The organism is Ancylobacter sp. (assembly GCF_965279025.1).
Taxonomy (GTDB): Bacteria; Pseudomonadota; Alphaproteobacteria; order Rhizobiales; family Xanthobacteraceae; genus Ancylobacter.
Genome location: NZ_OZ257132.1, coordinates 3,479,340 through 3,498,113, shown reverse-complemented (window position 1 = coordinate 3,498,113; position 18,774 = coordinate 3,479,340). Strand labels below are relative to the sequence as shown.

Genomic DNA, 18,774 nt, shown 5'->3' with positions numbered 1-18,774 from the left:
AAGCATGCTCAAGATCATCGGCGTAACCCTGCTCTCGCTGCTGGTGCTGCTGGCGGCGGCGTTCGGCGCGCTGCAGACCCCGCCCGGCAAGGCGCTGCTGGCCAATTTCGCTTCCTCGCTGGCCTCCTCTCCCGGCCTGACAGTGACCATTCGCGGCCTTGGCGGGTTTGTTCCGTTCGATTTGAGCGTCGACACCGTCGAACTCGCCGACGCGCAGGGCCCGTTCGCGAGCATCGAGGGCGCACGCCTCGACTGGCGGCCGCTGGCACTACTGGCCGGCAGGGTCGACGTCACATCCCTTGGTGCCGAGCGCGTCACGCTCGACCGCCGCCCCCACCTGCCGCCCTCCCCGGCCTCGGACCCGGCCAGCACCGGCTTCGCCCTGCCCGTGCGGGTCGAGCGCCTCTCGATCCCGGAGATCGTGCTGGCCGAGCCGGTGCTTGACCATGCCGCGCGCCTGTCGCTGAACGGCGCCGCGGATGTCTCGTCGCTGGCACAGGGCCTGTCGGCCACTTTCGCTTTGGAACGGCTGGATGCACCCGGCACATTGAACGGATCAGCCGGCTACGCACCCGACACCGGCCGCCTCGATCTCGACATTGCTGCGCGCGAGCCGGCCGGTGGGCTGATGGCGCGCGCCGCCGGCTTCGAGGGCCTGCCGGAGATCGCCGCCTCGCTGAAGGGCGCCGGTCCGCTCGACGCGTGGGATGGCCATCTGCGCCTCACGGTCGGCGACAAGGCGGAAGCCAGCGGCGCTGCGGGGATCCGCGCCGTTGCCGGTGTGCATAAGGTGAACTTCGCCATCGACGCCGATATCGCCAATATTTTGCCGGCAAATATTTCGTCACTCTTCGAGGGGCGAAGTGAATTAGCCGGCTCAGCACTCGTCGATTCCGACCGGAATCTGACCATCGAGACCTTCTCCGCCCGCACGGCCGGCTTCCAGGCGACGCTGAGCGGCAGCATCGACGCGAGCGAGCAGGCCGACCTCGCCTTCCAGGCGACGCTCGGCGATGCGGCGCGCTTTGCAGCGCTCTCGCCGGGTGTCGGCTGGAGCCAGTTCGGCCTCGCCGGAACGCTGAAGGGCGCGCTGCGAAGCCCTGCCCTTGACGCGCGAATCACGGCAACGCAACTCACCGGCCTAGGCTACAGTGCCGGCTTGCTTGCGGCCACGCTGCGCACCATCCCCGATCCCTCCGGCGCGCTCGCCTTCTCGGTTGACGGGACGGCGGAAGGGCTCTCCGCATCCGACCCCCAGGTCGCGTCGGCTTTGGGCACGCAGGGCCGCTTTACCGCCACCGGCACCTTGCCGGCGAATGGCGAGGCCATGCTGGAGGCCGCGTCCGCCGAACTGGCCGCCATTTCCGCCCGCTTCGCCGGCACCGCCGACAAGCGCGCCATCGATGGCGATTTGGCGATCAGCCGGCTTAACCTCGCCGCGTTCTCGCCCCTGGCGGGCCGGCCCCTCGCCGGCACGGCCACGCTCGACGCGCGGCTTTCCGCCTCCACGGATCTCAGCCGCGCCAGCGCCCAGCTCAAGGGCAGCGCACAGGGACTGGAAACCGGCATCCAGCGGGTCGACGCACTGGTCGGGCGGGCGATAGCGATCGACGGTGCGCTGGCCCGCGACGGCGCCAACGCCCTCTCCGTCAACAATCTGAAGATCGACGCGGAAGGCGTGGCGGCGACAATCAATGGCCGCATCGCCACCGATCTCGCCGATCTGACCGCCGCGCTCACGCTGGACGACCTCGCGCGGATCGATCCGCGCCTCGGCGGCGGGCTGCAGGCCAATGCCGCCTTCTCGGGCACCCTCGACGCTCTCAATGTCAAAGCGACGCTGCTGGTGCCCAATGGCGTGGCTGAAGGGCGCTCGGTCCGCGATCTGGCGCTCGACATTACCGCATCCAACATCACCAGGGATGTCGCGGGCACCTTGAACCTCAGCGGCGATGTCGGCGGCAAGCCGGCGCGCGGCACCGCCTCGCTGTCCAGCCTGCCGGACGGCACGCGCCGGCTCTCGGGGCTCGATCTTGCCATCGGCTCGGTGACGGCGCGTGGCGATCTCGCGCTCGATCCGGCCGGCCTCGTCGCCGGACAGCTGACGATCGTCGCCGGCGAACTGGCCGATATCGCGGCCCTGGCCCTCACCGAGATGGCGGGGGCGCTGAATGCCGATGTGACGCTCAGCGCCACGGAGGGTCGCCAGAACGCCGATGTGCGGGCCACGGCCAACCGGCTCAGCGGGTTCGGCCAGTCGATCGGCTCGGCCGATATAAATGGCAGCGTCCGCGACCTGCTGGGTGTGCCGCTGCTGAACGGTTCAGCCGATCTGCGCGCGCTGAATGTGTCCGGCGTCGCGGTGGAGACGGCCACACTGCGCGCAAATGGCACCGCTTCGGGGACCGATCTGACGCTTGAAGCGCTCGCGCAGGGCACCAATCTGCGCGCCGCCGGCCGGTTGGAGCCGGAGACGAACGGCGCCCGGCTTCGGCTGGACCGCTTCACCGCCGCGCGACCGGGGCTGAATGCCGCCCTGAACGCGCCGGCCATTTTCACCCTGTCGAACGGCACGGTCGCGGTCGACCGGCTGGCTCTGACGGCCGGCGGCGGCACCGCCACCGTGACGGGCAGCGCCGGTGACAGGCTCGACCTCGCGGTGGACCTTCGCGCCCTGCCCCTCTCGCTCCTCAGCCTTGTCGCGCCGGGTACTAACCTCTCGGGCACGCTGGCCGGCACGGCACGCATCGGCGGCACGGCCGCAGCGCCGACCGGCACCTATGAGCTCCGCGTCACGCGGCTGAGCAATCCCGACCTCACAAGTTCCGGCGCCGGGCCGTTCGACATCACCGCGAACGGCACTCTCGGCAACGGACGCGCTCAGCTGCGTGCCACCATTGCCGGCCAGAATGTGCAGAATTTCACGGTCAATGGCTCGGTGCCGCTGGGAGCAGGCGAACTCGATCTCGCCTTGCGCGGCGCCATCAACCTCGCCATCGCCAACCCCATGCTGTCGACGACGGGCGCGCGGGTCACGGGCAACGCCAATGTCGACGCCACGTTGCGTGGCACGGCGGCTGCGCCGCGTGCCGGCGGAACGGTGCGCATTAGCGGCGCGCGCTTCGACGATTCCGTAAACGGCGTGGCGCTCAGCAATATCGAGGCGGTACTCACCGGCACCGACCGCTCGGTCACCATCACCAGTTTCCGCGCCGCGACCACCAATGGCGGCAGCATCACCGGGCGCGGCAATGTCGCGCTCGATCCCTCCGCCGGTTATCCCGGGCGGGTCGATCTCGATCTCGTCAACGCCGCGCTGGTCAATAGCGACCTGATGCGCCTGGTGGCGGAGGGCCGGCTGGGTGTCGAAGGCGCCTTCCTGAACGGTCCGCGCCTCACCGGCCGCCTGGTGTTGCGCGCGCTCGACATCAACATCCCGGATCGCTTCCCGGGTGGCGTACAGGACCTCAATGTCCGCCACGTCAATGCCAGTGCCGAGTTCAAGCGCAATAGCCCGACGGTGCAGCGCCAGCAGCAGGCCCCGGGGCCCACCCGCAACGGCATCGCCCTCGACCTCGTCCTGTCGGCCCCGAACAACAATGTCTATGTGCGCGGCCTCGGCATGGAGGCGCAACTCGGCGGCGAACTGAAACTCAGCGGCACCACCCGGGCGCCGGTGACGCTCGGCGCCTTCCAGCTTCGCCGCGGCTCATTCGATTTCGGCGGGCGCCGGCTGACCTTCACGCGCGGCAATATCACCTTCACCGGCACGACCAATCCGGAACTCGACTTCATCGCCGAGACCACCAGCACCGACATCACCGCACGGGTACTGGTCTCCGGCCCGGCCTCCCGTCCCGTGGTCAGCTTCTCCTCCACCCCGACGCTGCCGCAGGATGAGGTGATTGCCCGCCTTTTGTTCGGCCGCTCCGCCGGGTCGTTGAACGGCGGCCAGGCGATCCAGCTTGCGCAGGCCGTGGCGCAGTTCTCCGGCGGCACCAATGCGCTGGAAAACGTACGCCGCTCGCTCGGCGTGGACAGCCTTGAGCTGGGCACTGATGCGGAGGGAACCGGCGGCCAGGTTGGCATTGGCCGCCGGCTGAACGACAACATCTATCTCGGCGTGCGGCAGGGCACCTCCTCGGGGTCCAGCCGCGTCACGGTCGATGTGGATGTGACGAAGAACATCCGCCTGCAGGGTGCGACGGGCGCCGATGGCGCGGCCGAGGTCGGCATCGGCGCGCAGTGGGATTACTGAAGGCTCAGGCCGGCACGGCCTCTTCGAGCCCGTAGCGCGCCGCCGGACGGCGCAGCGACAGGCCGGGCACCATCCGCATGCGGTCATCCACCACCGACTGCCAGGCCGCCATGTCGGGCAGCGAAGGAATGGTGATCGCCTCGCCTGCTTCCAGCCCGCGCAAGGCGGCCTCGACGAGGTCCTCCGGCGACATCACCAGCTCAGACGGTACGGCAGCGGCATCGATCCCGGCGCGGTCGAAGAATTCGGTCTGCGTGTAGCCCGGCAGCACGGCCTGAACGCGCAGCGGGCTGTCCTTGAGTTCGCTGTGAAGCGACTGGGTGAAAGCCAGCACATAAGCCTTGGTGCCCGCATAGGCGCCGGGGAAGGCCTCCGGCACGAGAGCGACGACCGAGGCGATGTTGATCAGCGTCCCTACGGCGCGCCCGGAAAAGGCATTGACGGCGGCGACCGAGAGGCGGGTGAGTGCGGCGATGTTGAGCTGCACCATGACGTCGATCTTTCCGGCATCGGCGCCCACCACCGGGCCCTCGGTGCCCATGCCCGCATTGTTGACCAGCAGGCTGATCTCCGTGTCCGAGGCGATCCGGGCGGCGACCTCCTCGACCCCTTCCGCCCGCGAAAGGTCGGCCGCGAGCACGCTCACCCGGCGGCCGGTCGCGCCGGTGATTGCCGCCGCCAGCGCATCGAGGCGGCTGCGGTCGCGCGCCACGAGCAGCAGGTCATAGCCGCGCTGCGCGAGTTTCTCGGCATAAACCCTGCCGATGCCGCTGGAGGCGCCGGTGACCAGTGCGGTGCCGCGGGAAAGGTTGCTCATCTTACGTCTCCATTGCCGCGACCCCGAAGCGGCGGCCGCTGTTTCATGATGAGCATAATTATTAAATCGTGAGAGGTTGCGCCAGCCGTGCTGATCGCTTCTGCATGCTGTTTCGTAAAAGCTCGCCGATCGCCAGGAACACCCGCATGCCCACCTCCCCCGACCGCCCTGCGCTCATCTGGTTCAGGGACGACCTGCGGCTCGACGACAATCCGGCGCTGGACGCGGCTCTGGCCAGCGGGCGCCCCCTGATACTGGTGTTCATCTTGGACGAGCAAAGCGACGGCATCCGCCCGCTGGGTGGCGCCGCGCGGTGGTGGCTGGGCCGCTCGCTGGCGTCGCTTGCGGCCGCCCTAGAGCAAAAGGGCGGGCGGCTGGTCCTGCGGCGGGGCGCGGCGGGCGATCTGCTGCCGCAGCTCGCCGAGGATGTTGGTGCCGACGCCCTGTATTGGAACCGCCGCTACGGGTCTGCCGAGATCGCTCTCGACACGGCTCTGAAAGCAACCCTCGCCGCGCGTGGGCTGACCGTCGAGACGTTTGGCGGCAATCTATTGCACGAGCCTTGGACCATGAAGACGCAGTCGGGCGGACCCTTCCGCGTGTTCACACCTTTTTACCGCCGGGCGATGGGTCAGCCCGTCCGCACGCCTGTGCGCGCCCCGGCGGCGCTGCCATTCGCCCCCGCGCCGGACAGCGAACTGTTGCGGGACTGGGCGCTGGAGCCAAGCGCGCCCGACTGGGCGGGCCGCCTGCGCCGGGCGTGGACACCGGGCGAGAACGGTGCGCGCGCGGAGCTCTCAGCCTTTATCGATGGCGGGCTCCACGGCTATGCCGAAGGGCGCGACCGGCCCGATCTTTCCTCGACCTCGCGCCTGTCGCCGCATCTGCGTTTCGGCGAGCTCTCGCCCCATCAGGCGCTGGCCGCCGTGCGGCACGCCGAGGCGGCAGGCGAGGCCTCGTCGCGCGACGCCGAGAAGTTCGTCAGTGAGGTCTATTGGCGCGAGTTCAGCTATCACCTGCTGTTCCATTTCCCCGATCTGGTGCGGGTCAATTTCAATGCGCGCTTCGATGCGTTCGAATGGACAAATAATCCGGCGCTCGAGCGGGCGTGGCGGCGCGGATTGACCGGCTATCCCCTTGTCGATGCCGGCATGCGCCAGCTCTGGCAGACCGGCTGGATGCACAATCGCGTGCGCATGGTCGCGGCCTCGTTCCTCATCAAGCATGGCCTCACGGACTGGCGCCGCGGCGAGGACTGGTTCTGGGATACGCTGGTGGATGCCGACCCCGCCAACAACCCGGCGAGTTGGCAATGGGTGGCCGGCTCGGGCGCCGACGCCGCCCCCTATTTCCGCATCTTCAACCCTGTCGCGCAGGGCGAGAAATTCGATCCCGACGGGGACTATGTGCGAAATTTCGTCCCTGAGCTGGCTGCGCTGCCGAACAAATTCATTCATCGGCCGTGGGAGGCGCCATCGGACGTGCTGCGCAAGGCCGGCATCGTGCTGGGCGAACACTATCCGCGCCCGATCGTCGACCACGCGCAGGCACGCCAGCGCGCGCTTGAACGATTTCAGCGCATTCGCGGGGATTAGCGCGCAACCCGGTTGCCGAGGCAAGCGTGGATCACTACCTTCGGGGGCCTTCAAACGGCAAAAGAAATCAGCACCATGGACATTCGCAACGGTCTCGTCGAGGCGATCGGCAACACGCCGCTCATCAAGCTCAAACGCGCCTCCGAAGCCACCGGATGTACTATTCTGGGCAAGGCTGAATTCCTGAATCCCGGCCAGTCGGTGAAGGACAGGGCGGCCCTGTTCATCATCCAGGATGCGGTTGCGGGCGGGCAATTGCGGCCCGGCGGCGTCATCGTCGAGGGCACCGCAGGCAATACCGGCATCGGCCTCGCCTTGGTGGGCAATGCGCTGGGGTTTCGCTCGGTGATCGTCATTCCCGAGACGCAGAGCCAGGAAAAGAAGGACATGCTTCGCCTTGCCGGCGCCACGCTGGTCGAGGTCCCTGCCGTCGCCTATGCCAACCCCAACAATTACGTGAAGGTTTCCGGCCGTCTGGCCGAGGCGCTGGCAGCGTCGGAGGCCAATGGGGCGGTCTGGGCCAATCAGTTCGACAACGTCGCCAACCGCCTCGCCCATATCGAGACGACAGGCCCGGAGATCTGGGCGCAGACGGACGGAAAGGTCGACGGCTTCGTCTGCGCCGTCGGCACCGGCGGCACGCTGGCCGGCACCGGCATCGCCCTGAAGGAGCGCAACCCGGCGATCAAGATCGGCCTTGCCGATCCCTTCGGCGCGGCGCTGTTCAGCTACTACACCACCGGGGAGCTGAAATCCGAGGGCTCCTCCATCACCGAAGGCATCGGCCAGGGGCGCATCACCGCCAATCTGGAAGGCGCGCCGGTCGACGCCGCCTACCAGATTCCCGATGCGGAGGCGGTGCAGATCGTGTTCGACCTGCTCGAGCATGAAGGCCTGTGCCTGGGCGGCTCGTCCGGCATCAATGTCGCCGGGGCGATCCGCCTCGCCCGGGAGCTTGGCCCCGGCCATACCATCGTCACCGTGCTGTGCGACTACGGCACCCGGTATCAATCCAAGCTCTTCAACCCGGTCTTCCTGCGCGAGAAGGGCCTGCCCGTCCCGGGCTGGCTCGAGCGCAGCGTCGACGTTCCCAGCGTACTGGTCTAATGGCTACCCTCCTTCTCTTCCGCGACGATGCCTATTGCCAGGAAACCTCTGCCGTCGTGACGGCGGTGACCCCGGAGGGCGGCATCGTCACCGACCGCACGGTGTTCTATGCCACGGCAGGCGGCCAGCCCGGCGATCGCGGCACGCTGCTGCGCGCCGATGGTTGCGAGATCGCCATAGAGACGGCCCTGTACAGCCCTTCCAAGGTCGACGTCATCCACGTTCTCGCCAGCGGATGCGAACTGCCCGAGCCGGGCGAAGCGGTGACCTTGCGGCTGGACTGGCAAACCCGCCACAAGCGCATGCGCATGCACACGGCGCTTCACCTGCTCTCCGTCGCCCTGCCCTTTCCCGTTACCGGCGGCTCGATCGGCGAGGAGGAGAGCCGGCTGGACTTCGATATTCCCGACGCTGGCATCGACAAGGACGAGATCACCGCCCGGCTCGCCGAAATGATCGCGACCAGCGCGCGGGTGAGCGAGCGCTGGATCACCGACGACGAGCTCCTCGCCAATCCCGGCCTGGTGAAGACCATGGCCGTGAAGCCGCCCATGGGCAGCGGCAAGGTGCGCCTTGTGGAGATCGAGGGGCTGGACCTGCAGCCCTGCGGCGGCACCCATGTACGTGGCCTGGACGAGATCGGCGCCGTGCAGGTGACCAAGATTGAGAAGAAGGGCCAGCAGAACCGCCGCGTGCGGCTGGCCTGGGCCTGACGCCGCGCGCAGCTCTGGAGTGCTCGATGCCCGAACGCGAACCGCCTGACACCAGCCGCCTTGTCTCCACCGAATGGCTCGCCGCGCATCTGGGCGCGCCCAACCTGGTCATCGTCGACGGCTCCTGGCACATGCCGGCGACCGGGCGGAAGGGGCGCGAGGAGTTCCTCAAGGCGCACATTCCCGGCGCGGTGTTCTTCGACATCGATGCCGTCTCGGACGTCGCGAGCCCCCTGCCGCACATGCTGCCCTCGCCGACGCTGTTCCGGGCGGCAATGGAATCGCTCGGCATCGGCCGGCAGATGAAGATCGTGGTCTATGACACCGAAGGCCTGTTCTCGGCGCCGCGCGTGTGGTGGACCCTGCGCGCCTTCGGCGCCGTGGACGTCGCCATTCTCGATGGGGGCTTTCCGAAATGGCTCGCCGAGGGCCGACCAACGGAATCCGGCGAGGCGCCCTATCTTCCCGCCCGTTTCGACGCCACTCTCGACCATGACTGGGTCGCTTCGATCGACGACGTCGCGGCGCGGGTCGCGGATCGCCGGGCGCAGATACTGGACGCGCGCCCGGCCGAACGTTTTCGCGGCGAGGCCCCGGAACCCCGCGCCGGCGTGCGGCCGGGTCACATTCCCGGCGCGCGCAACCTGCCGGTTTCCGAATTGGTGAAGGACGGCCGATTGGCCGATGCCGCCACCATCCGCCGGGCGGTCGAGGCCGCCGGTATCGACCCGGCGAAACCGGTGATCACCAGCTGCGGCTCGGGGGTCACGGCGGCGATTCTCTGGCTGGCGCTGGACACCATCGGGGCGCCGCCGGTGGCTCTCTATGACGGGTCCTGGACCGAATGGGGGGCCTCCGATCGGCCGGTGGCGACCGGGCCGGCGGACTGACGCCTTCGGCGATCCCAAATGCCGGATAAATGACAAAGGCCGGACCGCCCGCGCGGTCCGGCCTTTGTTCGTGGCGCGTCGGCTCAGTGCAGAATCTGGCTGAGGAAGAGCCGTGTGCGTTCGTGCTGCGGGTTGGAGAAGAACGCTTCCGGCTCGTTCATCTCGATGATCTGCCCGGCATCCATGAAGATCACCCGGTTGGCGACCTGCCGCGCGAAGCCCATCTCATGGGTCACGCAGAGCATGGTCATGCCCTCTTCCGCCAGGCTCACCATGGTCTCCAGCACTTCCTTGACCATTTCCGGATCGAGCGCCGAGGTCGGCTCGTCGAACAGCATGATCTTCGGCTTCATGCACAGGGCGCGGGCGATGGCGACGCGCTGCTGCTGGCCGCCGGAGAGCTGGCCGGGATATTTATGCGCCTGCTCGGGGATCTTCACCTTGGTGAGGAAGTGCATCGCCAGTTCGTCGGCGTCCTTCTTGGGCATCTTGCGGACCCAGATCGGCGCCAGCGTCAGGTTTTCCAGGATGGTGAGGTGCGGGAATAGGTTGAAGTGCTGGAAGCACATGCCGACCTCACGCCGGATCTCGTCGATCCGCTTGAGATCATTGGTCAGCTCGATGCCATCGACCACGATCGAGCCCTGCTGATGTTCTTCCAGCCGGTTGATGCAGCGGATCATCGTCGACTTGCCGGAACCGGAAGGCCCGCAGATCACGATGCGCTCGCCGCGATGCACCTTGAGATTGATGTCCTTGAGGACGTGGAATTCGCCATACCATTTGTGCACCCCGACGAGGTCGACGGCGACCTCGCGTCCGGGAGGCGTGTGGACGGCAGGCAGAGCGTCGCTCGGGACGATCGAATGAAGGTCGGACATACCGCAAGTCTCCGTCAATGCCGGTGAGAGGTGTTCAGCCGCCGCTCCACGAAGAGCGAGTAGCGTGACATGCCGAAGCAGAAGAGAAAGTAGACCACGCCGGCGAAGGCGAAGCCGGTGTAGAGCGTTACCGGCGTCGCCCAGTTCGGGTCGGTGAAGGACGCGCGGAGCTGGCCGAGGAAGTCGAAGATCGACACGATCAGCACCAGCGTCGTGTCCTTGAACAGGCTGATGAAGCTGTTCACGATGCCGGGAATGACGAGTGTCAGCGCCTGCGGCAGGATGATGAGGCGCATCATCTGGCTCCAGGTCAGCCCGACAGCCATCGCGCCCTCATACTGCCCCTTCGGAATCGCCTGCAGGCCGCCGCGCACCACCTCCGCCATATAGGCGGCGGAGAACAGGGCGACACCGACCAGCGCGCGGAGCAGCGCGTCGGGATTGGTGCCCTGCGGCAGGAACAGCGGCAGCATGTAGGTGGCGAAGAACAGCACGGTGATCAGCGGCACACCGCGCCAGAACTCGATGAACACCACCGACAGCAGCCGGACGATCGGCATCTCCGAACGCCGCCCGAGCGCCAGCAGGATGCCGAGCGGCAGTGAGGCGACGATGCCGGTCACGGCGATCACCAGCGTGACCAGCAGGCCGCCCCACTGGCGGGTTTCCACATATTCGAGCCCGACATCGACGTCCCAGGCGAAGATGAGCAGCCCGAGCGCCAGGAAAACCCAGAAGGTCGTCAGGGCGGCGGAGCGACCGCTGCCGCCGAGCAGGGCGATCAAGCCGCCGATTGCCACTATAACGAGCAGCGCGGTCAGCCCGTAATCAACCCAGAATGCGAGGTTAACGCCGCCGATCTGGCCGTCGCCGACCAGCCCCCGGATCAGGCCGAAACGTTCCAGCAGGAAGGCCGAGGCGTTGATGTTGCCGCCGGTGAGCAGCACGAAGGCCACCACCGGGTAGACCACGAAGAACAGGAACGCGCTCACCCGCTTGAACGGCAGGCTCGGCACCAGCAGCGGCACCAGCAGCAGCGCGCCGGCGGCGAAGACGATGTCCACCCGCCAGCGCTGGTCGATCGGGTAGAAACCGTAGATGAGCTGGCCGAACTTGGCCTTGATGAACGGCCAGCAGGCGCCGACCTCGGGGCCAAGGCACGCTTCGCGATTTTCGCCGGTCCACACCGCGTCAATGAACATGAAGCGGACAAAGGGTGGAACGACCATCACCACCAGCAGGATGCCGAGAACGGTCAGGATGGTGTTGAAGACGCCGGAGAACAGGTTCTCGCGCATCCATGCCACGGCGCCGATACGCTGCCGGGGCGGCGGGAGAGGCTCCACCATCTCGTTGCGGATGAAGGTGCCGTCGTCGAAGGTCATGCTCATGCGCGGGCCCTCACCTTTCGACCAGCGCGACGCGCTTGTTGTAGGCGTTCATGATGGTCGCGGTGATGATGGACAGCACCAGATAGACGCTCATGGTGATGGCGATGATCTCGATGGCCTGCCCGGTCTGGTTCAGCGCCGTGCCGGCAAACACCGCCACGAGGTCGGGGTAGCCGATGCCCACCGCCAGCGACGAGTTCTTGGTGAGGTTGAGATACTGGCTGGTGAGGGGCGGAATGATCACCCGCATGGCCTGCGGAATGATCACGAGCCGCAGCGTCTGCCCGTGGCGCAGGCCCAGAGAGTGCGCCGCTTCCGACTGGCCGTGGCTGACCGACTGGATGCCTGAGCGCACATTCTCGGCGATGAAGGCGGCGGTATAGGTCGCCAGCGCCACGGTCAGCGCCACGAATTCGGGAATGACCCGCACGCCGCCGACAAAATTGAACCCCTTCAGTGCGGGCGCCTCGAAGACGATCGGAAAACCGGTGGCAATCATCGCCACCAGCGGGAGGCCGATGATCAGGGCGAGATTGATCCACAGCACCGGGAGGCGCTGCCCCGTCTCCGCCTGGCGGCTCGCCGACCAATGGCCGAACAGGATGGCGATGAGCACGGCAAGCCCGATCGCCCACATGACCATCCCCGCCCCATCGCCGAAGATCGGCCGGGGGATGATGATGCCGCGGTTGGAAATGAACACCTCGCCGAACAGGCTGATGCTGTCGCGCGGGCCCGGCATGGCGCTCAGCACCGCGAGATACCAGAACAGGATCTGGAACAGCGGCGGCAGGTTGCGCAGCAGCTCGACATAGACGGTCGAGATCGTTCGCACGACGAAGTTCTTCGACAGGCGGCCAATGCCGACAAGGAAGCCGATGATCGTCGCGAGGAAGATGCCGACCACTGCGACCAGAATGGTGTTGAGGAGGCCGACGAGGAAGGCCCGGCCATAGGTCGAGGTTTCGCTGTAGGGGATCAGCGTCTGGTTGATGCCGAAGCCGGCCGTGTTGTCGAGGAACCCGAATCCGGTGGCAATCTTCTGCGCCGCGAGGTTGTCGCGGGCGTTTTCCGTGAAGCTCCAGCCAAGGAATACGACCACGATCAGGGCGATCAGCTGAAGGCCGATGCTCCGGACCTTCGGGTCGTTGATGAATGAACTCTTTGCACGCCCGCCGACGGGCCCAGCCAAATCCGTCATAGTCCCCCTCGCCTCGAAACGAGGCCCCAATGTCTCCGGCGCCAAACTTGATGTCGGCTCTGCCAGAGCGAAGAGGCTCCCGAATACCGGGAGCCTCTCGTTTCACGTGCGCTCAGCGCACCGGCGCGGCGTACTGGATTCCGCCCTTGTTCCACAGCGCGTTGAGACCGCGCGAGAGCTTCAGCGGGGTGTCGGGACCGACAGTCCGGTCGTACATTTCGCCGTAATTGCCGACGTTCTTGACGATCAGGTAGCCCCAGTCATTGCCTAGGCCCATGCCCTCGCCATACTTGCCCTCGGTGCCGAGGAGACGCTTGATCTCGGGGTTGGTCGCGCTCTTGAGCTGCTCGTCGACGTTCTTGGAATCGACGCCCAGTTCCTCGGCGTTCAGCTGGGCGTAGAGCACCCACTTCACGATATCGAACCACTGGTCGTCACCATGGGCGACCACGGGGCCGAGCGGCTCCTTGGAGATGATCTCGGGCAGCACGATGTGATCGTCGGGGTTGGTCAGCTTGAGGCGCTCGCCGGCAAGGCCCGAACGGTCGGTGGTGAGCACGTCGCAGCGGCCGGCGTCATAGGCCTTGACCACTTCGTCATTGGTGGCGAAGGCGATGACCTCATAGGTCATGTTGTTGGCGCGGAAATAATCCGCGAGGTTCTGCTCGGTCGTCGTGCCGGTCTGGGTGCAGACCGAGGCGCCGGACAGTTCAAGCGCCGAATTCACCTTCTTGTCCTTGCGGATCATGAAGCCCTGGCCGTCATAATAGGTGACGCCGGTGAAGTTCAGGCCCAGCGAGGTGTCGCGGGTGATGGTCCAGGTGGTGTTGCGCGACAGGATGTCGATGTCGCCCGACTGCAAGGCCGTGAAGCGGTCCTTGGCGGAGAGGGGCGTGAACTTCACCTTGGTGGCATCGCCGAAGATCGCGGCAGCGACGGCGCGGCAGAATTCCACATCGAGGCCGCTCCACTCACCCTTGTCGTTGGGGTTGGAGAAGCCAGGCAGCCCCTGGCTGACGCCGCACTGGACGAAGCCCTTGGATTTCACCTGCTCGAGCTTGGTGGCGGCTTGCGCGCCGAACGCGCTGAGGCCCATGGCACCCGCAAGGGCGAACGTGGAGAGGAGGCGTTTCATTATGGCAGCCTTCTTCATTCGGATGGAGCTGATGTGTCCGACGCAAAGGTGCGAGCGGCACGAGTGACAGAAAAGGCAATTCGCATGCCGCCAACGGCGTCCAGCAAACCGACATGCCTACTTCCTTCGTCTGGCGGCGCCACAAAAGACCCCCTCGGGCACCACCGTAGTAGACGCATCGTCATCAGAGCGCCGCAATCCGGTCCGGTCAAGCGCTTGACGACGCGCAGCGGCTCCGTTCCCTATGCGACCTTTGATTAGGCACGTCAGACAGGCTGCAACCATGGCGAACACGACGAATAGCACCTGCTCCGGCAACCTCTCGGTCGAGACCGAGCTCGTGCTCGCCGGGCGCGATCCGTTTCGCTATGACGGCTTCGTGAACACGCCCATCGTGCGCGGTTCCACGGTGCTGTCCCCCACCGTTGCCGATCTCGAAGGCCACACCGGCCGCTACACCTATGGCCGGCGCGGCAATCCGACAGTCGAGACTCTGGAGGTCGCGCTCACCCGGATAGAGGGCGGTGCAGGTGTCGTCCTCACCCCGTCCGGGCTCTCCGCCGTCAGCGTCTCGCTGCTTTCCGTGCTGAAGGCCGGCGACCATCTGCTCATGGTCGACAGTGCCTATCAGCCAACCCGCCGCATCTGCGACCATGTCCTGACGCGCTACGGCATAGAAACCAGCTATTATGACCCGCTGGTCGGCGCCGGCATCGCCGAGCTGATCCGCCCGAACACGCGGGCGATCTTCCTGGAATCGCCGGGCTCGCAGTCCTTCGAGATTCAGGACGTGCCCGCCATCGTCGACGTCGCGTCCCGGCATGACATCGTCACGCTGATGGACAATACATGGGCGACGCCGCTGTTTTTCCGCCCACATGACTTTGGCGTCGACATCTCCATCCAGGCCGGCACCAAATATCTCGGCGGTCATTCCGACCTCAATATCGGAACGATCTCCGCCAATGAGCGCACGTTCCGCAGCGTGCAACTGACCCATGGCGACCTCGGGATCACCGTCGCGCCGGAAGACGCGTTTCTGGCGGCGCGCGGGTTGCGCACCATGGCCGTGCGGCTGGAGCGGCACCAGCAATCGGCACTCACGGTCGCCCATTGGCTGGCGGCGCGGCCGGAGGTGCGGGAGGTGCTGCACCCGGCTCTGCCGGACCATCCCGGCCACGCGCTGTGGAAGCGCGACTTCAAGGGTGCCTCGGGGCTGTTCAGCATCATCCTGCAGCCTGTGCCGAAGCCAGCCGTCGATGCCTTCCTCGACAGCCTCGCTTTGTTTGGGCTCGGCTACAGCTGGGGCGGCTTCGAGAGCCTCGCCATTCCCTTCGACTGCAGCACATACCGCAGCGCGACGCGCTGGGCGCCTGGCGGCCCCGCCATCCGGCTGCAGATCGGCCTTGAGGACCCGGCCGACCTCATCGCCGACCTCGACAGCGGCTTCACCGCGATGGCGGCCACCCGCTAGCGCCGGAACGTCAGCCGCGGTGGTAGGGCGCGAGCCGAACTTCGCGCAGGCCATTGTAATCGAAGCCGCGAAGATCGGCCCCCCGCTGGATGCGCAGGCCGATCGTCTCCGCCCGCCGGGCGAAGCCGCGCTCCTGCCGCCGCTCGACGAAGACGACGCGGCAGCCTCCCCCGGCCTTGAGGAAATCGGCGGCCGCGGCACCGTCCAGAAAACGCGGCGCGTCCGGCAGCAGCAGGGCGAAGCTCGGCTCGTTATAGCCGGCAATGCCGACCTGGATCTTTCCCGTGCCCGGGGCGCACGATTCGCGCGCGACCGCCGCCACGACGCGCGGCGCCATCCAGAAGCTCTCCAGGTTCGGCAGCACCAGCTGCATCACACCGAAGCCGGAGACGAGCATGCCGACAATGGCGACCAGCGCGGATTTCTCGACCCCATAATCGCGCACCGAAGCCGCTGCGATCACCAGCGCGAGGAAGCCGAGCAGCAGCAGCGGCCAGGCCAGGACGCTGGTCGAGCGGTCGAACACCGCCATGCCCAGAAGCGCCGCCACCGCGATCACCGCACCGATCACCGGCCACAGCCACAGCACGCGGGTGAGCCGCATATTGCCGAGCGCGAGGGCACCGCGCTCCACGGCGATGGCGATCAATATGGCGATGGCCGGCAGGGTGGGCGCGACATAGGCGGGAATCTTGGTGGGCAGGATCTCGAACAGCACCCAGACCGGCACCACCCAGGCCAGCAGGAAGCGAATCGCACTGTTGCGCCGGGCCTTCTAGACAAAGGGGGCGGCCAGTGCCGCCAACGGCGCCGCCGGCCAGAACAGCGCGAAGAACAGCAGCAGGTAAACGCCCGGCAGGCCGGTGAATCCCTGATAGTCGGCAGCCACCGGTCCGAGCATCGTGCGCGCGACGAACTCCGCCTGCGTCTCCGGCGGCGCGTAGCGCCGCAGCAGGAACCAGCCGGCAGCCACCAGAACCAGCAGCGCGAGCCCCGAATAGGACCGTGCGCGCTGAAGGAATCGCGCCGAACGATCCACGAGCACCAGCGCCAGCAGCGGCGGCAGCACATAGACCGGCGTCATCAACCCCTTGGTGAACAGTCCAAACGCCAGCGCTGCCCAGAAAATCAGCGCGAGTCTCGCCTCATGCGGTGTCTGCTGCCAGACGCCGACGCCGTCGCTCTGCCGCTCGGCAAGATAGAGGCGGCCGGTCGCTCCTATCATCGCCGCCACGGAGGCGAGCAGGAACACTTCCGGTACGGCAAGGCGCCCGCCCACGCCGAGCGCGACGCTGCTCGCCAGCAGGCTCGCGGCCAGGACGGCGGCGCGTCGGTGCGCGAAGGCCAGAGCCGCCCAATAGGTCAGCAGAACGGCGGCGATCGCGGCGGCGAGCGAAGGCAGCCGGTACAGCCAGACGCGCGTCGGCGCCTGCGGAACGCCCACCAGCTGGGCGGCCTTCACCACGCCGGCCTGAAGCCAGTGCAGCCCCAGCGCGCGCGTGCGCTTTGTCTCCCAGCCGAGCCTCGTCTCGGTCAGATCGCCGGTTTCCACCATGTGCCGGCTGGTCAGCGCGAAGCGGGCTCCGTCCCTGTCGACAGGCGGGATGGAAAAGAACCCCGGCAGCAGCGCCACCAGGCACAGCAGGACGAGAAATAGGCAGGCGCGCCGGTCGGTCCGGCAGAAATGGTCGAACAGCTCGACGATCCGGTCGGGAATGCGCGGGCCGCGCTTGGTGTAGAGCGGGGCGGAGCGCCCTTTGCGGCCCATTGTCAGTGACTTCATCAAGGGAATCCCTTCCAGCCTGACAAACTCATATCAGACGGAAGCGCGACGCCCCATCGGCCGCCGCCTGCACGGCGCATCATCTGCGCGAGTGTTGCCGACGGGACGACGGTGCCCCGCGACAGGGCCACCGTCGCCAGCTCAGGCCGGCGCCACGTCGTCCCGCAGCGCGGGCTCCGCCACCGAGAGCCCGCCGGCCTCCTCGATGAAGCGCGCCACCTCCGCCACGCCGTTACCGGCGCGCACATTGGCGAAGACGAACGGACGGCGCCCACGCATGCGCCGCGAATCGCGGTCCATCACCTCCAGCGAGGCGCCGACATAAGGCGCGAGATCGATCTTGTTGATGACCAGCAGGTCCGAGCGGGTGATGCCGGGGCCACCCTTGCGCGGAATCTTCTCGCCGGCCGAGACGTCGATCACATAGATCGTCAGGTCCGCCAGTTCGGGCGAGAAGGTCGCGGCGAGATTGTCGCCACCGGATTCGATGAGGATCAGGTCGAGCCGGGGAAAGCGCCCGCGCATTTCGGCGATGGCGGCGAGATTGGCGGAAGCGTCCTCGCGAATGGCGGTGTGCGGGCAGCCGCCCGTCTCCACGCCCATGATGCGGTCGGCCGGCAGCGCGCCGGCGCGGGTGAGGATTTCCGCGTCCTCCTTGGTGTAGATGTCGTTGGTGATGGCGGCGAGGTCGTAGCGCTCGCGGAAAATGCGGCACAGCGCCTCCATCAGCGCCGTCTTGCCGGAGCCGACCGGACCGCCAATGCCGACCCGAAGCGGGCCGCTGCTATCGCTCGCCATGGAATTTCCCCTTGTTCAGCTTCGGAACAGCCGCGTGTACTGCGTCTCATGCCGCATCGACGCGATATCGGATTTCAGCGCCGCCCCGCCGAGCTGGTCGAGCGGCACATTCGCCGCGCGCACGGCAACGTCGCGCACCACCCGCGTCGCGGCGGCCAGCGCGCGGTTGCCATCGGTCTGGCCCAGCGGCACGAGGCGCACGGCGGCGGAGATCAGATTGGCCGCCACGGCGTTCAGATACAGCGAAAGCGTCTCCGGCAACGGCAGGCCATGTGCCGCCGCCGCGATGCCGACGGCGGCGGGATAGGCGACGCGCCCGTCCCAGAGAGCGGCAAGGCGCTCGAAGATCGGCGCGGGCCAGGCCATACGCGTGGCGGCGATGAAGGCGTCGCCCTGGTTCAGCGTCTCCATCTGCCGCTCGCGCGAGGGCGCGAAGGCGGAGGCAAGTTCGAGCACCTCGCGCAGCCGGTCGTCCTCGCCCGCGCGGGTCGCCTCGAAGGCGTGCGCCAGCAGAGCCGCATCGGCAAACGGGCCGCCATGGCGCAGAAGGTCGTCGACCCAGCCCGTCAGCGAGGGCAGGTCGGAAACATCCTGCGTCTCCACCGCCCATTCGAGACCGTGCGAATAGGCAAAGGCGCCCACCGAGTAGGCCGGCGAGAGCCAGACGAACAGCGCCAGGAGGTCGGGCGAGGCGCCGGGCGGCGCTGCGGCGGCCTCGCTCATCCCCTGCC

The 18,774-nt window shown here is 67.3% G+C and carries 15 protein-coding genes; 6 read left to right on the top strand and 9 right to left on the bottom strand.

What is annotated here, in order from left to right; all coding sequences use genetic code 11:
* The first annotated feature begins 4 nt into the window (after positions 1-4).
* Entirely contained in the window at positions 5-4,258 is a 4,254-nt protein-coding gene (locus ACQY76_RS16115) for a translocation/assembly module TamB domain-containing protein (protein WP_428029737.1), read from the top strand.
* A 4-nt stretch (positions 4,259-4,262) separates the two neighbouring features.
* Here ACQY76_RS16115 and ACQY76_RS16110 read toward each other — a convergent pair whose 3' ends face one another.
* Positions 4,263-5,075 carry an SDR family NAD(P)-dependent oxidoreductase gene (locus ACQY76_RS16110; protein ID WP_428029736.1) on the bottom strand — a complete coding sequence of 271 codons (813 nt, stop codon included), beginning with the start codon at positions 5,073-5,075 and terminating at the stop codon, positions 4,263-4,265.
* Positions 5,076-5,221: 146 nt separating this feature from the next.
* Here ACQY76_RS16110 and ACQY76_RS16105 point away from each other — a divergent pair, with 146 nt between their 5' ends.
* The 4 genes from ACQY76_RS16105 to sseA all read left to right on the top strand — a co-directional run bounded on the left by ACQY76_RS16105 (position 5,222) and on the right by sseA (position 9,380).
* Positions 5,222-6,670, top strand: a complete 1,449-nt coding sequence (locus ACQY76_RS16105; protein ID WP_428029735.1) for a cryptochrome/photolyase family protein — start codon at positions 5,222-5,224, stop codon at positions 6,668-6,670.
* A 75-nt stretch (positions 6,671-6,745) separates the two neighbouring features.
* A complete protein-coding gene (locus ACQY76_RS16100) occupies positions 6,746-7,777 on the top strand; it encodes a cysteine synthase A (RefSeq protein ID WP_428029734.1) in 1,032 nt (343 codons plus the stop codon).
* Positions 7,777-8,490, top strand: coding sequence for an alanyl-tRNA editing protein (locus ACQY76_RS16095; RefSeq protein WP_428029733.1), 714 nt, complete (start codon positions 7,777-7,779; stop codon positions 8,488-8,490). Before ACQY76_RS16100 ends, ACQY76_RS16095 begins: the two co-directional genes overlap by 1 nt.
* Before the next feature lie 26 nt (positions 8,491-8,516).
* The gene (sseA, locus tag ACQY76_RS16090; protein ID WP_428029732.1) at positions 8,517-9,380 is read left to right on the top strand and encodes a 3-mercaptopyruvate sulfurtransferase; all 864 of its coding nucleotides are present in this window, start codon (positions 8,517-8,519) and stop codon (positions 9,378-9,380) included.
* A gap of 83 nt (positions 9,381-9,463) precedes the next feature.
* Here sseA and ACQY76_RS16085 read toward each other — a convergent pair whose 3' ends face one another.
* From ACQY76_RS16085 to ACQY76_RS16070, 4 genes are all read right to left on the bottom strand, one after another.
* Positions 9,464-10,261 carry an amino acid ABC transporter ATP-binding protein gene (locus tag ACQY76_RS16085; protein ID WP_428029731.1) on the bottom strand — a complete coding sequence of 266 codons (798 nt, stop codon included), beginning with the start codon at positions 10,259-10,261 and terminating at the stop codon, positions 9,464-9,466.
* 14 nt (positions 10,262-10,275) lie between these two features.
* Positions 10,276-11,652, bottom strand: a complete 1,377-nt coding sequence (locus tag ACQY76_RS16080) for an amino acid ABC transporter permease (RefSeq protein ID WP_428029730.1) — start codon at positions 11,650-11,652, stop codon at positions 10,276-10,278.
* A 10-nt stretch (positions 11,653-11,662) separates the two neighbouring features.
* Positions 11,663-12,853 (bottom strand): amino acid ABC transporter permease, encoded by a 1,191-nt coding sequence (locus ACQY76_RS16075; RefSeq protein ID WP_428029729.1) that lies wholly within the window; start codon positions 12,851-12,853, stop codon positions 11,663-11,665.
* Positions 12,854-12,965: 112 nt separating this feature from the next.
* Entirely contained in the window at positions 12,966-13,988 is a 1,023-nt protein-coding gene (locus ACQY76_RS16070; protein WP_428029728.1) for an amino acid ABC transporter substrate-binding protein, read from the bottom strand.
* Positions 13,989-14,271: 283 nt separating this feature from the next.
* Between ACQY76_RS16070 and metC the strand changes: the two genes are divergently transcribed.
* Positions 14,272-15,462: a cystathionine beta-lyase gene (gene metC / locus ACQY76_RS16065; protein ID WP_428029727.1), complete on the top strand. Its 1,191-nt coding sequence runs from the start codon at positions 14,272-14,274 to the stop codon at positions 15,460-15,462.
* Between the two features lie 10 nt (positions 15,463-15,472).
* Here the strand turns inward: metC and ACQY76_RS16060 are convergent, their stop codons facing one another.
* From ACQY76_RS16060 to ACQY76_RS16045, 4 genes are all read right to left on the bottom strand, one after another.
* A complete protein-coding gene (locus tag ACQY76_RS16060; protein WP_428029726.1) occupies positions 15,473-16,180 on the bottom strand; it encodes a hypothetical protein in 708 nt (235 codons plus the stop codon).
* Between the two features lie 57 nt (positions 16,181-16,237).
* Positions 16,238-17,245 (bottom strand): ArnT family glycosyltransferase, encoded by a 1,008-nt coding sequence (locus ACQY76_RS16055; protein ID WP_428029725.1) that lies wholly within the window; start codon positions 17,243-17,245, stop codon positions 16,238-16,240.
* 141 nt (positions 17,246-17,386) lie between these two features.
* Positions 17,387-18,043 carry an urease accessory protein UreG gene (gene ureG / locus ACQY76_RS16050; RefSeq protein ID WP_428029724.1) on the bottom strand — a complete coding sequence of 219 codons (657 nt, stop codon included), beginning with the start codon at positions 18,041-18,043 and terminating at the stop codon, positions 17,387-17,389.
* A gap of 15 nt (positions 18,044-18,058) precedes the next feature.
* Positions 18,059-18,766, bottom strand: a complete 708-nt coding sequence (locus ACQY76_RS16045) for an urease accessory protein UreF (protein ID WP_428029723.1) — start codon at positions 18,764-18,766, stop codon at positions 18,059-18,061.
* Between the last annotated feature and the right edge of the window lie 8 nt (positions 18,767-18,774).